The following is a 16926-nucleotide window of genomic DNA, read 5'->3' on the forward strand; positions in this document are numbered from 1 at the left end:
CTGGTGATTGGAGGGCAAGGCGAAGACTCCTGCGGGCGCAGCGGCCGCTCGCAGAAAGCGAAGTCTTGCACGGAAATCAACAGCGGTGTCTCAAGTGTCCATACGAGCTCATGTATCTCATTTATTTGTCTTTAGATTAGATTAATTTAATTATGTCTCGACCTCGTTTTTTGTGTAAACAGACAATATTGAGTGAAGGTTCTTTATGCGGGCTACTTGGATTTATGATATCTAATGACAAGTGAAGTGACTTCTTTTATACTAATGTAGTCACCTTCTTGAACATGGGATTTTTTACATGGATATTGGGATCCGTGTAACAATGAGTATGCTTTGGGAAGAAAGAAGAAAACTATTAGTATTATAATAAAAAAGGAATGTCAGATTATGCCGCAACCATGGAAACGACGAGTAAGGCAGATGTCTTCAGCTCAAATTATTGTTACATTTTACATAGTGGCTGTTACGCTTGGATTTCTATTGCTTAGTATTCCAGAAGCTTTAAGGCCGGGAGTGAAGTTAGCATTTATTGATCGCTTATTTATTGCCGTTAGTGCGGTAAGTGTAACAGGGCTGACACCTGTCTCTACTCCGGATACGTTTAGTACGACGGGCTATTTTTTGCTCGCTTTTATCTTTCAAATCGGTGGTATTGGTGTGATGACACTCAGTACATTCATTTGGATGATTTTAGGTAAGAAAATTGGTTTGAAGGAACGTCAGCTCATTATGACAGATCATAACCAATCCCGCTTATCAGGATTAGTTGACTTGATGAGAAATATTTTATTTATTATTTTTGCTATTGAACTAGCTGGCGCCATTATTTTAGGATTACATTTTCTCCGTTATTATTCGAGCTGGACAGATGCGTTTTTGCATGGTTTCTTTGCTTCTGTCAGCGCTACTACAAATGCCGGCTTCGATATTACAGGATCTTCATTTATTCCGTATGCCCATGATTATTTTGTACAAGTAGTAACCGTTATTTTAATTACGCTTGGAGCGATTGGATTCCCTGTATTAATTGAGATTAAGCACTATTTTTTAACTTTTAAAGATAAGCGTAAATTTCAATTTTCGCTATTTACGAAGCTAACAACCATTATGTTTTTTCTGCTGTTAGCAGGAGGAACAATATTAATTCTTGTGCTAGAGCATTCAGGATTTTTAGCAGATAAGTCTTGGGATGAATCGTTCTTTTATGCGTTTTTCCAATCCGCTGCCACAAGGAGCGGAGGAGTGGCGACCATGAATATTAATGAGTTTTCGCTTCCTACGTTAATTATGATGAGCGCGATGATGTTTATCGGGGCTTCACCGAGCTCAGTAGGGGGAGGAATTCGTACAACGACGTTTGCATTAAATATTCTTTTCCTGTTTTATTACGTAAGAGGAAATAAGACGATTAAAATCTTTCGCCGCGAAATTCATGAAGATGACATTATTAAATCAGTAGCTGTATCGATGTTAGCTGTAATCATTTGCTCCATTTCTCTTCTTATTTTAAGTATTACAGAACATTTTTCTCTCATTGAGCTTATTTTTGAAGTGTGTTCAGCTTTTGGGACAACCGGTTTATCAATGGGAATTACAGGAGGGCTTTCTGATATCGGTAAATGCGTTATTATGATTTTAATGTTTATTGGCCGAATCGGTATGTTTTCATTTATCTTAATGCTTCGCCGTCCAACGTCTGAACCGGATTATCACTATCCGAAAGAACGTATTATTATTGGATAAAAGAGGCTGAGGTAAAAATATGTTAATTGAAGAAGGATCCGAACGAGCTTAATTCTTAATCAAGCTTGCACGGAAATCAACAGCGGTGTCACAAGCGGTTCAGATGAACTCATTTATCCCATTTGTTTGTCTTTAGATTAAAGTGATTTCGTTATGTTTCAACCGCTTTTTTACAGCTTTTTCTGCTTATATTGCGCATCAGAAAGTGCATTCTAAGAAAAGGAAGTTCAATGGACTTCCAAGCATAGGAGGGATAGATGATGGCAAAGCGTAAAGTAGGGTACAAACCAGCACTGACTAACAATAATACACCAAAAGAGAGCCTTTCAGATGCAGAATTTGCTGCTGAATATGCTGGCGGCGAGGAGCCAGCTAAAGGCGCGAATCGCAATTCTAAAAAAGGAAAGCAAGGTAAGTAACGATGAGCAAACATAAACAAGATAATAAGCACATCGCGAGCACCGAAGCAAAACAAAAACAATTACTGCAAGAAGAGTTTGGAACGGAAATGGGCGATCCGAACGCAGCTAAAATATATGAATCCCTAGGAAAAACAAAGTCTGATAAAGAGCATGAAAAGAAAAAAGAATGCTAAAGAAAAAAACCTCGGATATCCGAGGTTTTAGCTTACAACTGGAAGGCCAAATGCTTCTACAGGTGCTGAATAAAGTTTTGTATCATTTGCTTTTTGATCATAATAAGCAAGAAGAACAGATGGTTGTTCATTGATTTGGCCCGTTTGTTTATAATACATATAATCGAATGGAAGAATCTCTAAAACAGTGTGCTTGTATAATTCTTTTTCAGCAAGCTGTTCAGCTTCAAAAGCCTGTCCCATGATAGAAGGATTAGCAAGCATTTGCTGATAGTAATGAGAGCGGACTTGTTTTTCTACTTTATCGTCCCACCAAGGCTTACGAGGCTTATGCTTTTGGTTTTGTAAATAATCAATTTTCATAAATCCTTCAATCATTTCTTCATTTGAAAAATTCTCTGTTTGAATATACTGTCTAAGGCGTCTGAATAAATCTTCAAGCTGATGACCGATTCGAACCCAGCCCATTTCATCCCAATACGTCCCAAAGTTTTGGAAGAAATCAAAAGGCGTATCATAGCAGTGCTCTACTAAAAACTCGATTGTTTCATCCATTCGATGATCATTCCAAAACTTTTCTAAAATATCTTCTACATGTTTGATACGTACGACATCTGAAAATGGCAAAACGTTATTACTTAAAATTTCATAAGGCGACTGATCCATGTATTGATAATTATAGCGAGGCGCGCTTAAGCGTAAGCCGGTGCCGCGAAGCATTTTTAAAAAGCCTAGCTGAAGCTCTTCGGGACGAAGTGCAAATACATCATTAAACGTATTTTTAAATGAGTTATAATCTTCGTCTGGGAGACCCGCGATTAAATCTAAATGCTGGTCAATCTTTCCGCCTTCTTTTACCATTGTTACGGTGCGCGTTAATTTCTTGAAGTTTTGTTTACGTTTGACTAGTTCATTAACGGCATCATTGGTAGATTGAACGCCAATTTCAAAGCGGAATAATCCTTTTGGCGCGTTATCATTTAAGAACTGAATAACTTCTGGGCGCATAATATCGGCAGTAATTTCAAACTGAAATACGGTACCTTCACGATGTTCATCAATTAAAAATTGGAACATTTCCATGGCGTAGCTGCGGCTGATGTTGAACGTGCGGTCTACGAACTTAATCGTGCGCGCTCCGTTATCCATTAAATAGCGAATATCCTCTTTTACTTTTTCTCGGTCGAAATAACGAACGCCTACTTCAATAGAAGAGAGACAGAACTGACAGCTAAACGGACAGCCGCGGCTTGTTTCAATATACACAACGCGTTTTGAAAGTTCTTGGCGGTCTTCTTCAAAACGGAAAGGGGAAGGCATTTCGCGCAGATCAATTTTATTGCGCTGTGGATTAACAACTGGTTTTCCTTCTTTTCGGAAAGCCACGCCGCTTACGTTTTCAAACTGACGCTCGCCGTGAAGTTCATCTAACAGCTGTTTGAATGTTTCTTCTCCTTCACCAATAGCGATAAAGTCAGCTTCAGGAATACGCTCTAGCCAGTGAGTTACGTCATAGGTTACTTCTGGTCCACCGAATATAATGATGAGCTCGGGATTAATTTTTTTAAGCATTTGTGCGACTTTAATCGTTTCTTCAATATTCCAAATGTAACAGCTGAAACCAATAATATCTGGGTTGCGTTTATATAAATCCGTGACAATGTTCATAGCAGGATCTTTAATCGTATATTCGGCCATATCCACTTTATAGTCAGGCTCGGCATAGGCTTTTAAACATCGAAGGGCTAAAGAAGTATGAATATACTTCGCATTCAATGTACTGACAACAATGTTCATTCAAAAAGCTCCTTTTAACTCGTAATATGAAATCAATTTACTATTTTAGCACATTTGAGAAATAAAGTATAAATACCTTTGCACTTTTGTTGTGGCGGGGAAAAGATTTCGGTAAAATGTAACAGAAACGTAAAAGAAGAAAGAGTCTCGGTTAATGTGAACCTTGGTGAACGAAAAAAATGAGGTGGAAAACGTGGAATATAAGCGAATTAAGCCAAAAAAAATATACGAAGAAGTAGCCGAAACGCTTCTTGAGAATATAAAAGAAGGCAGCTTGAAGCCTGGAGACCGTTTGGATTCAGTGCAGCAGCTGGCGGAAAATTTCCAGGTAGGACGCTCAGCTATTCGTGAAGCTCTTAGCGCTTTGCGGGCGATGGGGCTTCTGGAGATGAAGCAAGGAGAAGGCACATTTGTACGCGAATTTAACTCAGATATGCTGTCCTTGCCTGTAACTAGCGCTGTATTAATGAATAAAAACGATATTGAGCATTTACTTGAAGTGAGAAAAGTATTAGAAATTGGAGCTGTTCGAGCGGCAGCTCAAAAGAGAACAGATGCGGATCTCGAACAGCTGTCTAATAGTCTGGAACAAATGAAAGGAGCGTTTGGCAATGAAGAACTGGGAGAGAAAGCAGATTTCACTTTTCATTTAGCCATTGCCAAAGCCTCACAAAATCCGCTTTTAGTAAAGCTTATGAATAACGTATCAGAAATGATGATTGAAACGATGAAAGAGACAAGACGCATCTGGCTTTATGCAGAAGAGAAAACGGCTGAACGGATTTATAAAGAGCATCAGCAAATTTATGAAGCTATTCTCTCTCAGCATGCAGAAGATGCTCAGCATTTTATGATGAGTCATCTTGATAATGTTGAACATGTATTAATGAAATACATACCAGAAGAAAAATAACGCCATTTCAGGTAGAAAAGTGCGCCCTAAACAACAGAAAAACTAAAATTCAAGCACCTTCCGATAATTTATGCTTGCTCTATTGTGAAAAGATTTACATAATAGAAACTAGGATTGTCAAATGGAGGGTTACAAAGTATGAAAAAGCAATATAGTGATGATAGTTTAGCTTTGCATACAGATCTATACGAACTGAATATGGCGCATACGTATTTTAAAGATCACATTCATAAGCGTCGTTCTGTATTTGAGGCTTACTTTCGCCGGATGCCGTTTGAAAGCGGTTATGCGGTGTTTGCCGGGCTAGAAAGAGTAATTGATTTTATTGCTAATTTCAGATTTAGCGAAACGGACTTAGATTATTTATATGAAGAATTACATTATGAAGCAGAGTTTATCGACTATTTAAAACAAGTTCGGTTTAACGGCAATATTCGTTCGGTTGTAGAAGGCGAAATGATTTTTGCTAATGAACCGATGCTGCAAATTGACGCTCCTTTAGCAGAAGCGCAGCTTATTGAAACGCCGCTTTTAAATATTTTAAATTTCCATCCGCTGATTGCGACAAAAGCCTCGCGTATTCGCTTGGCGGCGGGAGAAGATAATTTATATGAGCATACGGGTACAAATCAGCTTATGGAATTTGGTTCAAGAAGAGCACATGAGCTGGACGCTGCTTTTTACGGAGCGAGGGCTGCTTATATTGGAGGCTTTGACGCCACCAGTAATGTAAGAGCGGGAAAAGTGTTTGGAATTCCTGTGTCCGGCACTCACGCCCACGCGCTTGTTCAAGTCTATCGTGACGAATATAGTGCGTTTAAAAAGTACGCGGAATCACACCGTAACTGTATCTTTTTAGTAGATACATATAATACGTTAAAATCAGGTATTCCAAATGCTATTAAAGTAGCAAAAGAAATGGGAGAACGAATTAACTTTATCGGTATTCGATTAGACAGCGGAAGACTTCCATATCTTTCTCAAGAGGCAAGAAAAATGCTTGATGAAGCTGGCTATCATGATGTGAAAATTTTCGCTTCGAATGACCTTGATGAGTACAGCATTCTAGATTTGAAAGCGCAAGGTGCCAAAATTGATGGATGGGGAGTTGGAACAAAACTCATGACGTCCTTTGATCAGCCGGCGCTAGGAGCGGTGTACAAGCTGGTTTCGATTGAAGATGATCATGGAAACATGGTGGATACGATTAAGCTGTCAGAAAATCCAGAGAAAATTTCAACTCCTGGTCTAAAAGAAGTATATCGAATTGTAAATCAAGTGAATCACAAATGGGAAGGCGATTATATTACGATGCAGGACGAAGTGCCGAATGAAGAGCAGCATTTAAAAATGTTTCACCCTATTCATACGCACGTCAGCAAGTTTGTCACGAACTTTAACGCACGTAAAATTCACCAGCCAATCTTTGCACAGGGAAAGCTTGTGTATGAACAGCCTACCATTGAAGAAATGAGAGCCTACTGCTTACAAAACTTAAAGCATCTATGGGATGACTACAAAGTCATTACAAAATCGAACGAAGATGTATTTCGTCCTACAGAGTATCCAGTAGACTTGAGTACAAACTGCTGGGATAACAAAATGCAAAATATCGAAGAGACTAGAAGCAAGTTACTATCTGATACAGTGCTTGTGTAGATCCCATCAGCTAGTAATGAGAGGAGAGTTTTTTTATGAAAGAGCTACAAAAGCAAATTATTGAAGAAATGAACGTACAAAAAGAAATTAATCCCGCGGAAGAAATTCGCCGCAGCGTTGATTTTCTGAAATCCTACATGAACAAATATCCTTTTTTACGTTCATTTGTACTAGGTATTTCCGGCGGCCAAGATTCTACGTTAACTGGAAAGCTGGCGCAGCTAGCGGTTAATGAGTTGAATGAAGAAGCCGGAGAAGAGCGCTATCAGTTTATTGCTGTTCGTCTTCCATACGGCGTGCAGGCAGATGAAGCAGACTGTCAAGATGCACTTGCTTTTATTCAACCAACAAAATCTATTTCGATTAACGTAAAACCAGCAGTAGATGCGATGCTTTCTGCTGTTGAAGAAGCGGCAGATGATAAAGTTTCCGACTTCAACAAAGGAAATGTAAAAGCACGTGAACGAATGATTGCACAATATACGGTAGCAGGCATGTACAGTGGAGTCGTACTTGGAACGGATCACTCTGCTGAAGCTGTTACAGGATTTTATACAAAATTTGGTGACGGAGGAGCTGACTTAGTGCCTATCTTCCGTCTGAACAAGCGACAAGGAAAACAAATGCTAAAAGAATTGGGCTGTCCAGAGCATCTATATATGAAAAAACCAACGGCTGATTTGGAAGAAGATCGTCCACAGCTTCCAGATGAAGAAGCCCTTGGCGTAACGTATGAGCAAATCGACGATTATTTAGAAGGAAAAGATGTAGGTGAACATGCAAGTAACGTCATTGAAGGTCACTTCTTAAAAACACAGCATAAACGCCAATTGCCAATCACAGTATTTGATGATTTTTGGAAATAAATAAGTAAGAAGCTGAGACAAAAGTAGTTTAGTTGAAGGAAGATCCGAACGGTTTTGATTCTTGATGGAGAATCAAAACCGTTCGGATTTTTTTAATGATAGGACAAACATAGGTTTCACGTGTTTCGTTTCTTCTAGCGGTTGATTGGAGGGCAAGATGAAGACTCCTGCGGGAAAAGCGGAAGCGACGAGGAGGCTCATCGGCCGCCCTCGGAAAGCGCAGTCTTGCACGGAAATCAACTGCGGTGTCACAAGTAATCCACATTAAATGATTTATCCAATTTGTTCGTCTTTAGATTAAAAGGATTTAGTTATGTCTCAATCTCTTACTTTTTATGAAGAAAAGATAGCAAACAAAGAAAGGTATTTTTGAAAAACTAGTGAAATTAGAAAAACATAGGAGTATAATAGCATTAAGTCATCTGATGACCTGTTAACTAAAAGAAGTAAAATGATCAGCTTGGAGGGAGCAAATGATGAAAGTATCTTTATTTGCCACATGTTTGATTGATATGTTTCAAACAAATGTAGGAAAAGCGACGGTAGAATTGTTAGAACGATTAGGATGCGAAGTGGATTTTCCAAAGAGTCAAGTATGCTGCGGGCAGCCTGCGTATAACAGCGGTTACGTAAAAGAATCAAAAGAAGCAATGAAAAATATGATAAAAGCATTTGAGCATGCAGAGTATGTTGTATCTCCATCTGGCTCGTGTGTGACAATGTTTAAAGAGTATCCCCATCTTTTTAAAGGTGATGCTGCATGGTATGAACCTGCCGTGAAGCTTGCTGATAAAACGTATGAGCTAACGGATTTTATTGTAAACGTTTTAAAAGTGGAAGATGTAGGCGCCAGCTTAAATGGGAAAGCCACTTATCATTCTTCCTGTCATATGACGCGTTTGCTAAACGTAAAAAAAGAACCTTTTACACTATTAAACAATGTAAAGGGTCTTGAAATGGAAAACCTTGAAAACAGTCATAACTGCTGCGGATTTGGCGGGACGTTTTCGGTTAAGATGGGGCAAATCTCTGAACAAATGGTCGATGAAAAAGTGGGTTGTATAGCTAAGACAAACGCGGAGTACTTAATTGGAGCTGACTGCGGGTGTCTGATGAATATTGGAGGAAGAATTGAACGAAAAGGACAGCCTGTAAAAGTGATGCATATCGCTGAAGTGTTAAATAGCAGAATGTAAAGAAAGGAGAATACCGAATGTCTATGAAAATAGGAAACGATCAGTTTAAAAAACGCGTCGATGACGGAGTCAATAATGCGTTTATGCGCTTTGCGGTTTCAGGTGCTCAAGAGCGTTTAAGAAGCCGTAGATTAGATGCGGCGGAAGAGTTAGGGAACTGGGAAGAATGGAGAGCGCTTGGCGAAGAAATTCGTCAGCATACGCTTGAAAATTTAGATTACTATTTAGAGCAGCTCACTGATAATGTAGCTAAACGCGGAGGCCACGTTTTTTTCGCTCAAACAGCTGAAGAAGCGAATGAGTACATAAAAAATGTAGCGAGGCAAAAGCAGGCAAAGAAAGTTGTTAAATCCAAGTCAATGGTTACAGAAGAAATTCATATGAACGCTGCTTTAGAAGAACTAGGCTGTGAAGTTATTGAAACGGACTTAGGAGAATACATCCTGCAAGTCGATGATCACGATCCGCCTTCTCATATCGTAGCTCCTGCGCTTCATAAAAACAAAGAACAAATTAGAGATGTATTTCAGGAAAAGCTTTCTTATAAAAAAACAGAAAAACCTGAAGAACTAGCTCTTCACGCCCGGGAAATGCTGCGAAAAGAATTTTTATCAGCTGATATTGGCATCACGGGATGTAATTTTGCGATTGCAGAATCTGGATCTATTTCACTTGTAACCAATGAAGGAAATGCAAGATTAACAACAGCCCTTCCTAAAACGCAAATTACGGTTATGGGAATGGAACGCATTGTGCCAACATTTGAAGAGTTTGAAGTGTTGGTAAGCCTGTTAACTAGAAGTGCAGTAGGTCAGCGGCTTACAAGTTACGTAACAGCGCTTACAGGACCTAGACTTCCGGGAGAAGTAGACGGACCTGAAGAGTTTCACCTAGTGATTGTGGATAACGGACGATCTGCGATTTTAGGAACTGAGTTTCAATCTGTTTTACAGTGTATTCGCTGTGCGGCATGTGTGAATGTATGTCCCGTGTATCGCCATATTGGAGGACATTCATATGGATCTATTTATTCAGGTCCGATTGGAGCTGTATTATCTCCTTTGCTTGGAGGCTATGAAGATTACAAAGAGCTTCCATATGCTTCAACTTTATGCGCAGCCTGTACAGATGCCTGTCCAGTCAAAATTCCGCTGCATGAGCTATTACACAAGCACCGGCAGCGAATTGTCGAAAAAGAAGGAAAAGCACCTATTTCAGAAAAGCTGGCGATGAAAGCATTTGGCTTGGGAGCCGCTTCTTCTTCTCTATATACAGTGGGCGCTAAAGTAGCACCGGCGGCTCTTACTCCTTTTATGTCAGGAAGCAGTATTTCAAAAGGACCTGGACCATTAAAAGCGTGGACAGAAAGCAGAGAGTTTCCAGCACCTACAAAAGAGCGCTTGCGAGATTGGTTTGATAAAAGGAGTGATGATAATGAACGGAAGCATTCAAAATAGAGACAGTTTTTTAGACAATATTGCTGCTAATCTTAAGCGAAGCAGGCGAACAAGCGGCGTAGTAAAGCCACAATGGAAGCATGCTCCTCAGCATGAGGTCTACCGCAGCTATTCGCCGGATCAATTAAAGAAAGAGCTTGAAAACCATTGCGAACATATTCATACTCGCTATGTAGAAACATCATCGAAACACTTACCAGCTGCGCTTGAGGAAGCCGTAGCGAACTATGGAAATGGTCTTGTCTGCACGTGGAATGATCCTAGGTTTTCCGAATATGGATTGAATCCGCTGATGGAGAAATGGGAAACAAACCGTAGCCTTCACGTATGGAATTCGGTAAAAGGCGATGAGAATATTAAACTAGCTGAACAAGCAAATGTCGGCATCACGTTCAGTGATTTGACGCTAGCGGAATCTGGAACGGTTGTTTTGTTTAGCAGTGCTGCAAAAGGACGAGCGGTAAGTTTGCTGCCAGCCACTTATATTGCGATCATACCTAAAAGCTCAATTGTCCCTCGCATGACACAAGCCGCTGAAATGATTCATGAAAAAATAGAGCGGGGAGAAACGATTGCTTCTTGCATTAACTTTATTACGGGACCGAGCAATTCAGCTGATATTGAAATGAATTTAGTAGTTGGCGTGCATGGACCTATTCAAGCGACTTATATTGTAGTGAATGATCGATGAGGCTGGGACAAAAGTATTTTAGCCGAAGTGAAAAACGAACCGTGAATCAACATGTTTGATTCACGGTTCGTTTTCTTTGTTATGTTGAGCATAGGTTTTATCTGTTCCGCCCGCGGAAAGCGAAGTCTTGCACGGAAATCAACTGCGGTGTCACAAGCGGTTCAGCTAGCTCATGCATCTCATTTGGTCGCCTTTAGATGGAATTCATTTTATTATGTCCCAGCCTCTTTTATTCATGCTTCATTTTTAAATAGCGGGAGAATGCGAAGAAATGTCGCATTTTGAATAAACGTGGCTAATTTTAAAAAGGTAAAAAGCAAATCTTGTAGAATATTAAGTCTATAGATAAAAGGTGGGGAAATGGGAAGTGCAAAAGAAAGGAGCAATGAGCATGTCATCACAAAGAGAATTAACATCTGAAGCTGAGCAAAATCAGCGAGGTGAATTACAGCAGCTACGAGCTATTTTTAATGACGTATTAGATGCCATTGTCGTATTTGATGAGTATTTTCAAGTTATAAATGCAAATGAATCAGCCTGCGGGCTGTTTGAAAAAACAAAGGATGAGCTATTAACGTATCAAATGAAAGATTTTCTGATGTATTTTCCTTATGACATGATTGAAGCGTATTATCCAGCGCTTTTAGAAGAAAGCTATTTCAAATATGAAGGCGCGATGACGCTTCGAAGCGGCATGATGAAACATGTTGAATTTACTTCACACAAACATAGTCACATGTCGGGCATTATTGTGTGTACATTTCGAGATATTACGCAACACAAGATGATGGAAAATGAACGGTTTATTAGTCATCATATGTTTATGGATGTATTTAATGAAGCGGTAGATGGAATTGTCATTTTTGATCGAACCGGTCAGCTTATCGACGCGAACCCTTCATTTTGCGAGCGATTAAATTATACAAGAGCACAGCTTCTAACCAAAACGTTAGAGGAGCTTGTAGAACCTACTTATCATTATAAGGTAAAAAAACTATGGAGAACTCTGCATCAAGAAGGAAAGACAAGCGGCGAGCTGCCGATCAGGCTCGAAAATGGGGACGTTACTTTTTTTGAATTTACCACAACGGCTAATATATACAGTCAATACTATATGTCCATTATGAGAGACGTGACGGAAAAACGGCTGATGGAACAGCAGCTGTTGAGAAGCGAAAAAAATTTCAGGGCTATTTTTGAAAATGCGATTGAAGCGATCTTGATTTGGAGAGAAGATGGTGAAATCTTGAACGCTAATCTTGCTTCTTCACGTACATTTGAGCTCCCGTTAAACAAATTAATTGGAAGCAATTTGTATACGTTTATCGATACAAAAAGCTTTAGTGCGTTAAAGGTGCTTCAAACGTTTCAAACAAAAGGAGAAATTCGCAATCAGCTTCCTTTTTACATGCCAAATGGAGAAATCAAACAGTTGGAATTCACAGGGAAAAAAGGCATTATAGAAGGAGACCATTTAACCATTTTTCGAAACATCAGTGAACGTACAAAAATCGAACAGGAGCTTCGGAATAACGAAGAGAAATTCAGGCAAATCTTTAATGGCTCAATTGACGGGTTAGTTTTATGGGACGGCAAGCGAAATATTATTGATGTGAATTCTTCTCTTTGTGATATTCTAGAACTCAGCAAAGAGGAGATTTGTGCGCACTCCATGGAGGATTTTATTTCTTCAGCGAATTTAGATGCGGTCATTGAGCATAAAGAAACGATTGAGCAAAAAGGGGAAGCTGAAGGAGAGATTACGTACGTTACGGGGAACGAAAAAGTTAAAAATATCGAATTCTCTACGAAAAAAGATATCTTGCCAGGTCTATATATGACGCTTTTAAGAGACGTAACGGAACGAAATCAAATGCAGGAGCAGATTCGGAAATCGGATACGCTTCAAGTAGTCGGACAGTTAGCAGCTGGGATTGCGCATGAAATCCGCAACCCGATGACGGCTTTAAAAGGGTTTGTTCAGCTATTAGAAAGCAGCATTCAAGAAGATCACTCTCTTTATTTTGATATTATTAAATCCGAATTAAAAAGAATCGAAACCATTATTACAGAGTTTCTAGTACTCGCTAAGCCACAGGCCGTAAAGTTTGAAAAGAAAAATTTAGCTGCGGTTGTTAAAGAAACGATTGATTTATTAAATGCTCAAGCGCTTTTAGAAAATATTCAGTTTGAACTAAGTGTGTCCCCTCAGCTGCCAATGGTGTACTGCGAGCCGAACCAAATTAAGCAAGTATTAATAAATGTAATTAAAAATGCAATCGAAGTCACGTCAAACGGGGGAAGGATTTTTGTTGAAGTCTACTCTACAGAGCCGCACTACGTGACGGTCTCCATTCGAGATCAAGGAGACGGAATGCCAGAAGAGCGCATCAAGCGCTTAGGAGAACCATTTTATACGACAAAAGAAAAAGGAACGGGACTCGGTTTGATGGTCTCATATAAAATTATCGAAGAACATAAAGGGCGAATTGAAGTGGAAAGCAAAATAGGAGAAGGAACAGCTTTTCATGTTATTCTTCCAGCCTAAATAGAAAGGATAAGCAAGTATGTACTATGGAGAAATGAATTTATTTTCTGATTTGAAAATTTATATTGTAGCCTCGGAAAAAGGGGTTCAACATATTTTGTTTGATAGCGATGATCATAATGAGCAGCTTAAAGAACTTGTCCATGACGAGAATTTTCATCTTGTGAAAGAAGCGAAGCGACAGCTGCAGGATTATGCTGAAGGGCGCACGCTAACATTTGATGTGCCTTTGGATATAAAAGGAACAGACTTCCAAAAAGAAGTGTGGTTAACGCTTAAAGGTATACCTTATGGACAAACGTGGTCTTATAGTGATGTAGCGGAGTCTGTTAATCGCTCTAAAGCCGTAAGAGCTGTGGGACAAGCGAATCGTCGAAATCCACTGCCTATTATTTTACCTTGTCACCGTGTGATCGGTAAAAACGGAGCTTTAACAGGTTATGCAGGTTCCCAAACTCATATAAAAGAGAAACTATTAATGCTTGAAAGAAATGTAGCAAAAGGCGCTCTATAGTTTAAATAGCTATTCACCGTCTAATTTCCAGCCTTCTCCTTGCACAAAAACACCGTCAATTTGCTGAGGAGAAGGGAGGGAATTTAGTTCTTCATCTTGAGATAAATCGAATAGCTGATATTGCTGCTTACGATTCAGCGCTTTGTTTTTATCTGTTTTTTGCTCTGAACTCATAGTTACTCCTCCTTTATTTAAAAGAAATCCCCTATAATATATGTAGAAAAAGAAGAGAGTACTGTTACAATTGTGTTACAAATGCAGTTGGAAACCACTGCTCAATAAAAAAAGCCGCATAACAGCGGCTTTTTTTATTGAGCAGATTGCAGCAAAACGTTTTGAATAGATTCAAAAGACGGGGAATGGATAATTCCATGCTCTGTAATAATGGCCGTAATCAATTCGCTTGGCGTCACATCAAAAGCTGGATTGTACACGGAGATTCCGTCTGGAGCAATTTGCGTATCTCCAATGTGCGTTACTTCTTTAGGTGAACGTTCTTCAATAGGGATGCTGCTTCCGTCTTGAATAGATAAATCAAATGTGGACTGCGGTGCTGCTACGTAAAATGGAATACCGAATGCTTTCGCTAAAAGAGCAAGTCCATATGTTCCAATTTTGTTAGCCGTATCGCCATTTGCTGCAATGCGGTCAGCACCTACAATAATCCCATTAATTCCTTTTGTTTTAATTGTATGAGCGGCCATATTATCCGTAATCAGCGTAACGTCTACTCCCGACTGCTGAAGTTCCCATGCTGTTAAGCGAGAACCTTGAAGAACGGGTCTTGTTTCACAAGCAAATACTTCAAGCGGAATATCGCGCTGCTTAGATAAATGAAAAGGTGCTAATGCTGTTCCATAATAAGCTGTAGCAATTGAACCCGCATTACATATTGTCATGATTTTATCTTTCTTTTTAAATAAAGAAAGAGCATGATCTCCAATTCGGTAGCACGTTTCTTCATCTTCTACTTGAATTTGAATAGCTTCATGAACAACTTTTGTTTTAGCTTCATTAACGGACGAAGCGGATTCAGCGCTTTTCGCTACGCGTTCCAGTGCCCAAAATAAATTGACGGCAGTAGGGCGTGAACTAGCTAAATACTGTTGATCAAGAGCTAGCTTTTTGTTAAATTCCTTGACTGAATCTGTGTCATAGCTAAGCGCAGAAAGAGCAAGACCAAAAGCTGCCGTAATGCCAATTGCAGGAGCTCCGCGTACTTTCAAGGTAGTGATAGCATCCCATACGTCTTTAATGGTTTGCAGCTTAATATATTCAACTTTGCCAGGAAGCTGCTGCTGATCTAATAAAGTAATATATGATTCATTCCATTCCACTGAGCGCGGAAGTGATAGTGTATTTGTCATGCTGATACCGATCCTTTCATTGTATACATTATTCGTTATCGAAGTAAATGTTCAAATTCATTTGGTGAAACGTCTTGTTGGTGCAGAAGCAAATAGCGTCCAATTTTTAACGCAGTACGTTTAGCGTTAATTTTTCTTTCCTCTGAAGAAATTTCGTCTAAGTCCGCCACGTGAGCTAAGCCAATCGTACGTCGAATGATTTCACATCCTGCATATCCAATAGCATCTTGCCACGTTTGCGTTAAAATTTCATGTAATAAGCGCTCATCTTTAGCGAAAGGTTCAGTGTTTTCAGAGTGCCAAAGGGCAGTAAAGGTATCTTTGAATACGTTCCATGTTTTCGTAATGTGTGCAAATAACGGTTCGCGATTTGTTTCTCGAGAAAGAGCATTTAAAAATAAATTCGCAACAAATTGCCCTAAATCAAATCCAAACGGACCGTAAAAAGCGAACTCTGGATCAATCACTTTCGTTTCTTGACTGCTAGCAAAGATGCTGCCTGTATGTAAATCACCGTGGATTAGCGTTTGCGCATTTGTTAAAAATTTATATTTTAATTTTGCTGCTTGCAGCTTTACATCACCATCATTCCACAATTCTTCTACATCAGGACGCAGCGCTTTTTCAAATTCATTTGTATCAATATCAAAAAAAGGATCTGTAAAAACTAAATCTTCCGTAATATTGCATAAGTCCGGGTTGCTGTATTTGACAACTTCTTCTTTTTTATCCTGAGGCTTTAAGGCGAAATCAGACGTTTTGAAGGCAATATGTCCTAGAAAAGAACCGATATGTTGTGAGAGCAGAGGATAACTTTCACCTTGAATAAGTCCGGCGCGAGAAATCGTTAAATGAGACAGATCTTCCATAACCGTAACAGCAAGCGTTTCATCATGGTAATAAACAGCGGGTACAAGTTCTGGCGTAAATGCACCGAATTGCTTGAGCGCATTGCTTTCAATTGTGGCACGGTTCAAGGATAGAGGCCAGCTTTCGCCTACAACTTTTGCATAGGGAAGTGCTTGTTTGACGATAATGGATTTATTCGTTTGATCATTTATGATGTGAAAGACGAGATTTAAGTTGCCGTCACCGATTTCACGGGCAGTCAGTGCTTCTGTGGCATCAAAGAGACCTAGCTTTTTCACAAGTTTGATTGCTGAAATTTCTGTTAAAGGCTGATACTTCTCTGTTTTTGTTGTTGACATCGGAATCCCTCCATAGTTTATTAAACTGATTTGTTTACTAAGTTAATAGGTTTAAGAATTTATGGAGGCTTTTATAGTTTTAGAAAATATAAAAGCCTCTTTCGTTGGAAAGAGGCTTGATTGTAGTGTTCAAACCTCTTATCTGCCAGAAAGAATTACTTTCTGTTGGAATTAGCACCGTGCCTTTGTAAAACATGTTTTACGGGTGTGATCCACCTTAGGATGGAATGACGGTCGGTTGCTGGGCTTCACAGGGCCAAATCCCTCAGCCAACTCTTGATAAGAGTACGATTACTTATTCAATTTTGATTTGTTTGAATATTTTATGTTATCTGGTGAAAATCGTATCATGCAAAAAAAACGCTGTCAATA

At 39.4% G+C, this 16926-nt stretch carries 15 protein-coding genes and 1 riboswitch; of the genes, 11 read left to right on the forward strand and 4 right to left on the reverse strand.

Annotated features, from left to right (window positions below):
* Positions 1-363 precede the first annotated feature (363 nt).
* The 3 genes from ACOZIR_RS15450 to ACOZIR_RS15460 all read left to right on the forward strand — a co-directional run bounded on the left by ACOZIR_RS15450 (position 364) and on the right by ACOZIR_RS15460 (position 2338).
* Positions 364-1743 carry a TrkH family potassium uptake protein gene (locus ACOZIR_RS15450; RefSeq protein WP_328121564.1) on the forward strand — a complete coding sequence of 460 codons (1380 nt, stop codon included), beginning with the start codon at positions 364-366 and terminating at the stop codon, positions 1741-1743.
* Between the two features lie 257 nt (positions 1744-2000).
* A complete protein-coding gene (locus tag ACOZIR_RS15455) occupies positions 2001-2162 on the forward strand; it encodes a hypothetical protein (protein WP_045292840.1) in 162 nt (53 codons plus the stop codon).
* Between the two features lie 2 nt (positions 2163-2164).
* Complete coding sequence (locus ACOZIR_RS15460; RefSeq protein WP_310878194.1) at positions 2165-2338, forward strand: hypothetical protein; 174 nt, start codon at positions 2165-2167, stop codon at positions 2336-2338.
* A gap of 27 nt (positions 2339-2365) precedes the next feature.
* Here ACOZIR_RS15460 and ACOZIR_RS15465 read toward each other — a convergent pair whose 3' ends face one another.
* Entirely contained in the window at positions 2366-4135 is a 1770-nt protein-coding gene (locus tag ACOZIR_RS15465) for a B12-binding domain-containing radical SAM protein (protein WP_045292838.1), read from the reverse strand.
* A gap of 193 nt (positions 4136-4328) precedes the next feature.
* Between ACOZIR_RS15465 and ACOZIR_RS15470 the strand changes: the two genes are divergently transcribed.
* From ACOZIR_RS15470 to ACOZIR_RS15505, 8 genes are all read left to right on the forward strand, one after another.
* A complete protein-coding gene (locus tag ACOZIR_RS15470) occupies positions 4329-5048 on the forward strand; it encodes a FadR/GntR family transcriptional regulator (RefSeq protein ID WP_045292836.1) in 720 nt (239 codons plus the stop codon).
* Positions 5049-5186: 138 nt separating this feature from the next.
* Complete coding sequence (locus tag ACOZIR_RS15475) at positions 5187-6707, forward strand: nicotinate phosphoribosyltransferase (protein WP_045292834.1); 1521 nt, start codon at positions 5187-5189, stop codon at positions 6705-6707.
* 35 nt (positions 6708-6742) lie between these two features.
* On the forward strand, positions 6743-7573 hold the full coding sequence (gene nadE / locus ACOZIR_RS15480) for an ammonia-dependent NAD(+) synthetase (RefSeq protein WP_045292833.1): 831 nt from the start codon (positions 6743-6745) through the stop codon (positions 7571-7573).
* Between the two features lie 476 nt (positions 7574-8049).
* Positions 8050-8769, forward strand: a complete 720-nt coding sequence (locus ACOZIR_RS15485; RefSeq protein ID WP_114897360.1) for a (Fe-S)-binding protein — start codon at positions 8050-8052, stop codon at positions 8767-8769.
* Positions 8770-8786: 17 nt separating this feature from the next.
* The gene (locus ACOZIR_RS15490) at positions 8787-10226 is read left to right on the forward strand and encodes a LutB/LldF family L-lactate oxidation iron-sulfur protein (RefSeq protein ID WP_071276275.1); all 1440 of its coding nucleotides are present in this window, start codon (positions 8787-8789) and stop codon (positions 10224-10226) included.
* Positions 10204-10917, forward strand: a complete 714-nt coding sequence (locus tag ACOZIR_RS15495; RefSeq protein ID WP_328121558.1) for a lactate utilization protein C — start codon at positions 10204-10206, stop codon at positions 10915-10917. Before ACOZIR_RS15490 ends, ACOZIR_RS15495 begins: the two co-directional genes overlap by 23 nt.
* 391 nt (positions 10918-11308) lie before the next feature.
* A complete protein-coding gene (locus ACOZIR_RS15500; protein ID WP_237758469.1) occupies positions 11309-13465 on the forward strand; it encodes a PAS domain S-box protein in 2157 nt (718 codons plus the stop codon).
* A gap of 19 nt (positions 13466-13484) precedes the next feature.
* Positions 13485-13979 carry a methylated-DNA--[protein]-cysteine S-methyltransferase gene (locus ACOZIR_RS15505; protein ID WP_045292830.1) on the forward strand — a complete coding sequence of 165 codons (495 nt, stop codon included), beginning with the start codon at positions 13485-13487 and terminating at the stop codon, positions 13977-13979.
* Between the two features lie 9 nt (positions 13980-13988).
* Here ACOZIR_RS15505 and ACOZIR_RS15510 read toward each other — a convergent pair whose 3' ends face one another.
* The 3 genes from ACOZIR_RS15510 to mtnK form a co-directional block, all read right to left on the reverse strand.
* Positions 13989-14153, reverse strand: a complete 165-nt coding sequence (locus tag ACOZIR_RS15510; protein ID WP_169746666.1) for a hypothetical protein — start codon at positions 14151-14153, stop codon at positions 13989-13991.
* Between the two features lie 134 nt (positions 14154-14287).
* Positions 14288-15346: an S-methyl-5-thioribose-1-phosphate isomerase gene (mtnA, locus tag ACOZIR_RS15515; protein ID WP_221816079.1), complete on the reverse strand. Its 1059-nt coding sequence runs from the start codon at positions 15344-15346 to the stop codon at positions 14288-14290.
* A gap of 35 nt (positions 15347-15381) precedes the next feature.
* Positions 15382-16554, reverse strand: a complete 1173-nt coding sequence (mtnK, locus tag ACOZIR_RS15520; protein WP_328121559.1) for an S-methyl-5-thioribose kinase — start codon at positions 16552-16554, stop codon at positions 15382-15384.
* A 135-nt stretch (positions 16555-16689) separates the two neighbouring features.
* A riboswitch (SAM riboswitch) is annotated at positions 16690-16840 on the reverse strand.
* Positions 16841-16926 lie beyond the last annotated feature (86 nt).

The organism is Priestia sp. D3YE.R1, assembly GCF_049199565.1.
GTDB lineage: Bacteria > Bacillota > Bacilli > Bacillales > Bacillaceae_H > Priestia > Priestia aryabhattai.

Coding starts and splice junctions, on each gene's coding strand:
- ACOZIR_RS15460 (WP_310878194.1), top strand. CDS start 2,165: ATGAGCAAACATAAACAAGATAATAAGCACATCGCGAGCACCGAAGCA.
- nadE (WP_045292833.1), top strand. CDS start 6,743: ATGAAAGAGCTACAAAAGCAAATTATTGAAGAAATGAACGTACAAAAA.
- ACOZIR_RS15505 (WP_045292830.1), top strand. CDS start 13,485: ATGTACTATGGAGAAATGAATTTATTTTCTGATTTGAAAATTTATATT.
- ACOZIR_RS15465 (WP_045292838.1), bottom strand. CDS start 4,135: ATGAACATTGTTGTCAGTACATTGAATGCGAAGTATATTCATACTTCT.
- ACOZIR_RS15490 (WP_071276275.1), top strand. CDS start 8,787: ATGTCTATGAAAATAGGAAACGATCAGTTTAAAAAACGCGTCGATGAC.
- ACOZIR_RS15500 (WP_237758469.1), top strand. CDS start 11,309: ATGTCATCACAAAGAGAATTAACATCTGAAGCTGAGCAAAATCAGCGA.
- ACOZIR_RS15510 (WP_169746666.1), bottom strand. CDS start 14,153: ATGAGTTCAGAGCAAAAAACAGATAAAAACAAAGCGCTGAATCGTAAG.
- ACOZIR_RS15455 (WP_045292840.1), top strand. CDS start 2,001: ATGATGGCAAAGCGTAAAGTAGGGTACAAACCAGCACTGACTAACAAT.
- mtnA (WP_221816079.1), bottom strand. CDS start 15,346: ATGACAAATACACTATCACTTCCGCGCTCAGTGGAATGGAATGAATCA.
- ACOZIR_RS15485 (WP_114897360.1), top strand. CDS start 8,050: ATGAAAGTATCTTTATTTGCCACATGTTTGATTGATATGTTTCAAACA.
- ACOZIR_RS15495 (WP_328121558.1), top strand. CDS start 10,204: ATGAACGGAAGCATTCAAAATAGAGACAGTTTTTTAGACAATATTGCT.
- ACOZIR_RS15475 (WP_045292834.1), top strand. CDS start 5,187: ATGAAAAAGCAATATAGTGATGATAGTTTAGCTTTGCATACAGATCTA.
- mtnK (WP_328121559.1), bottom strand. CDS start 16,554: ATGTCAACAACAAAAACAGAGAAGTATCAGCCTTTAACAGAAATTTCA.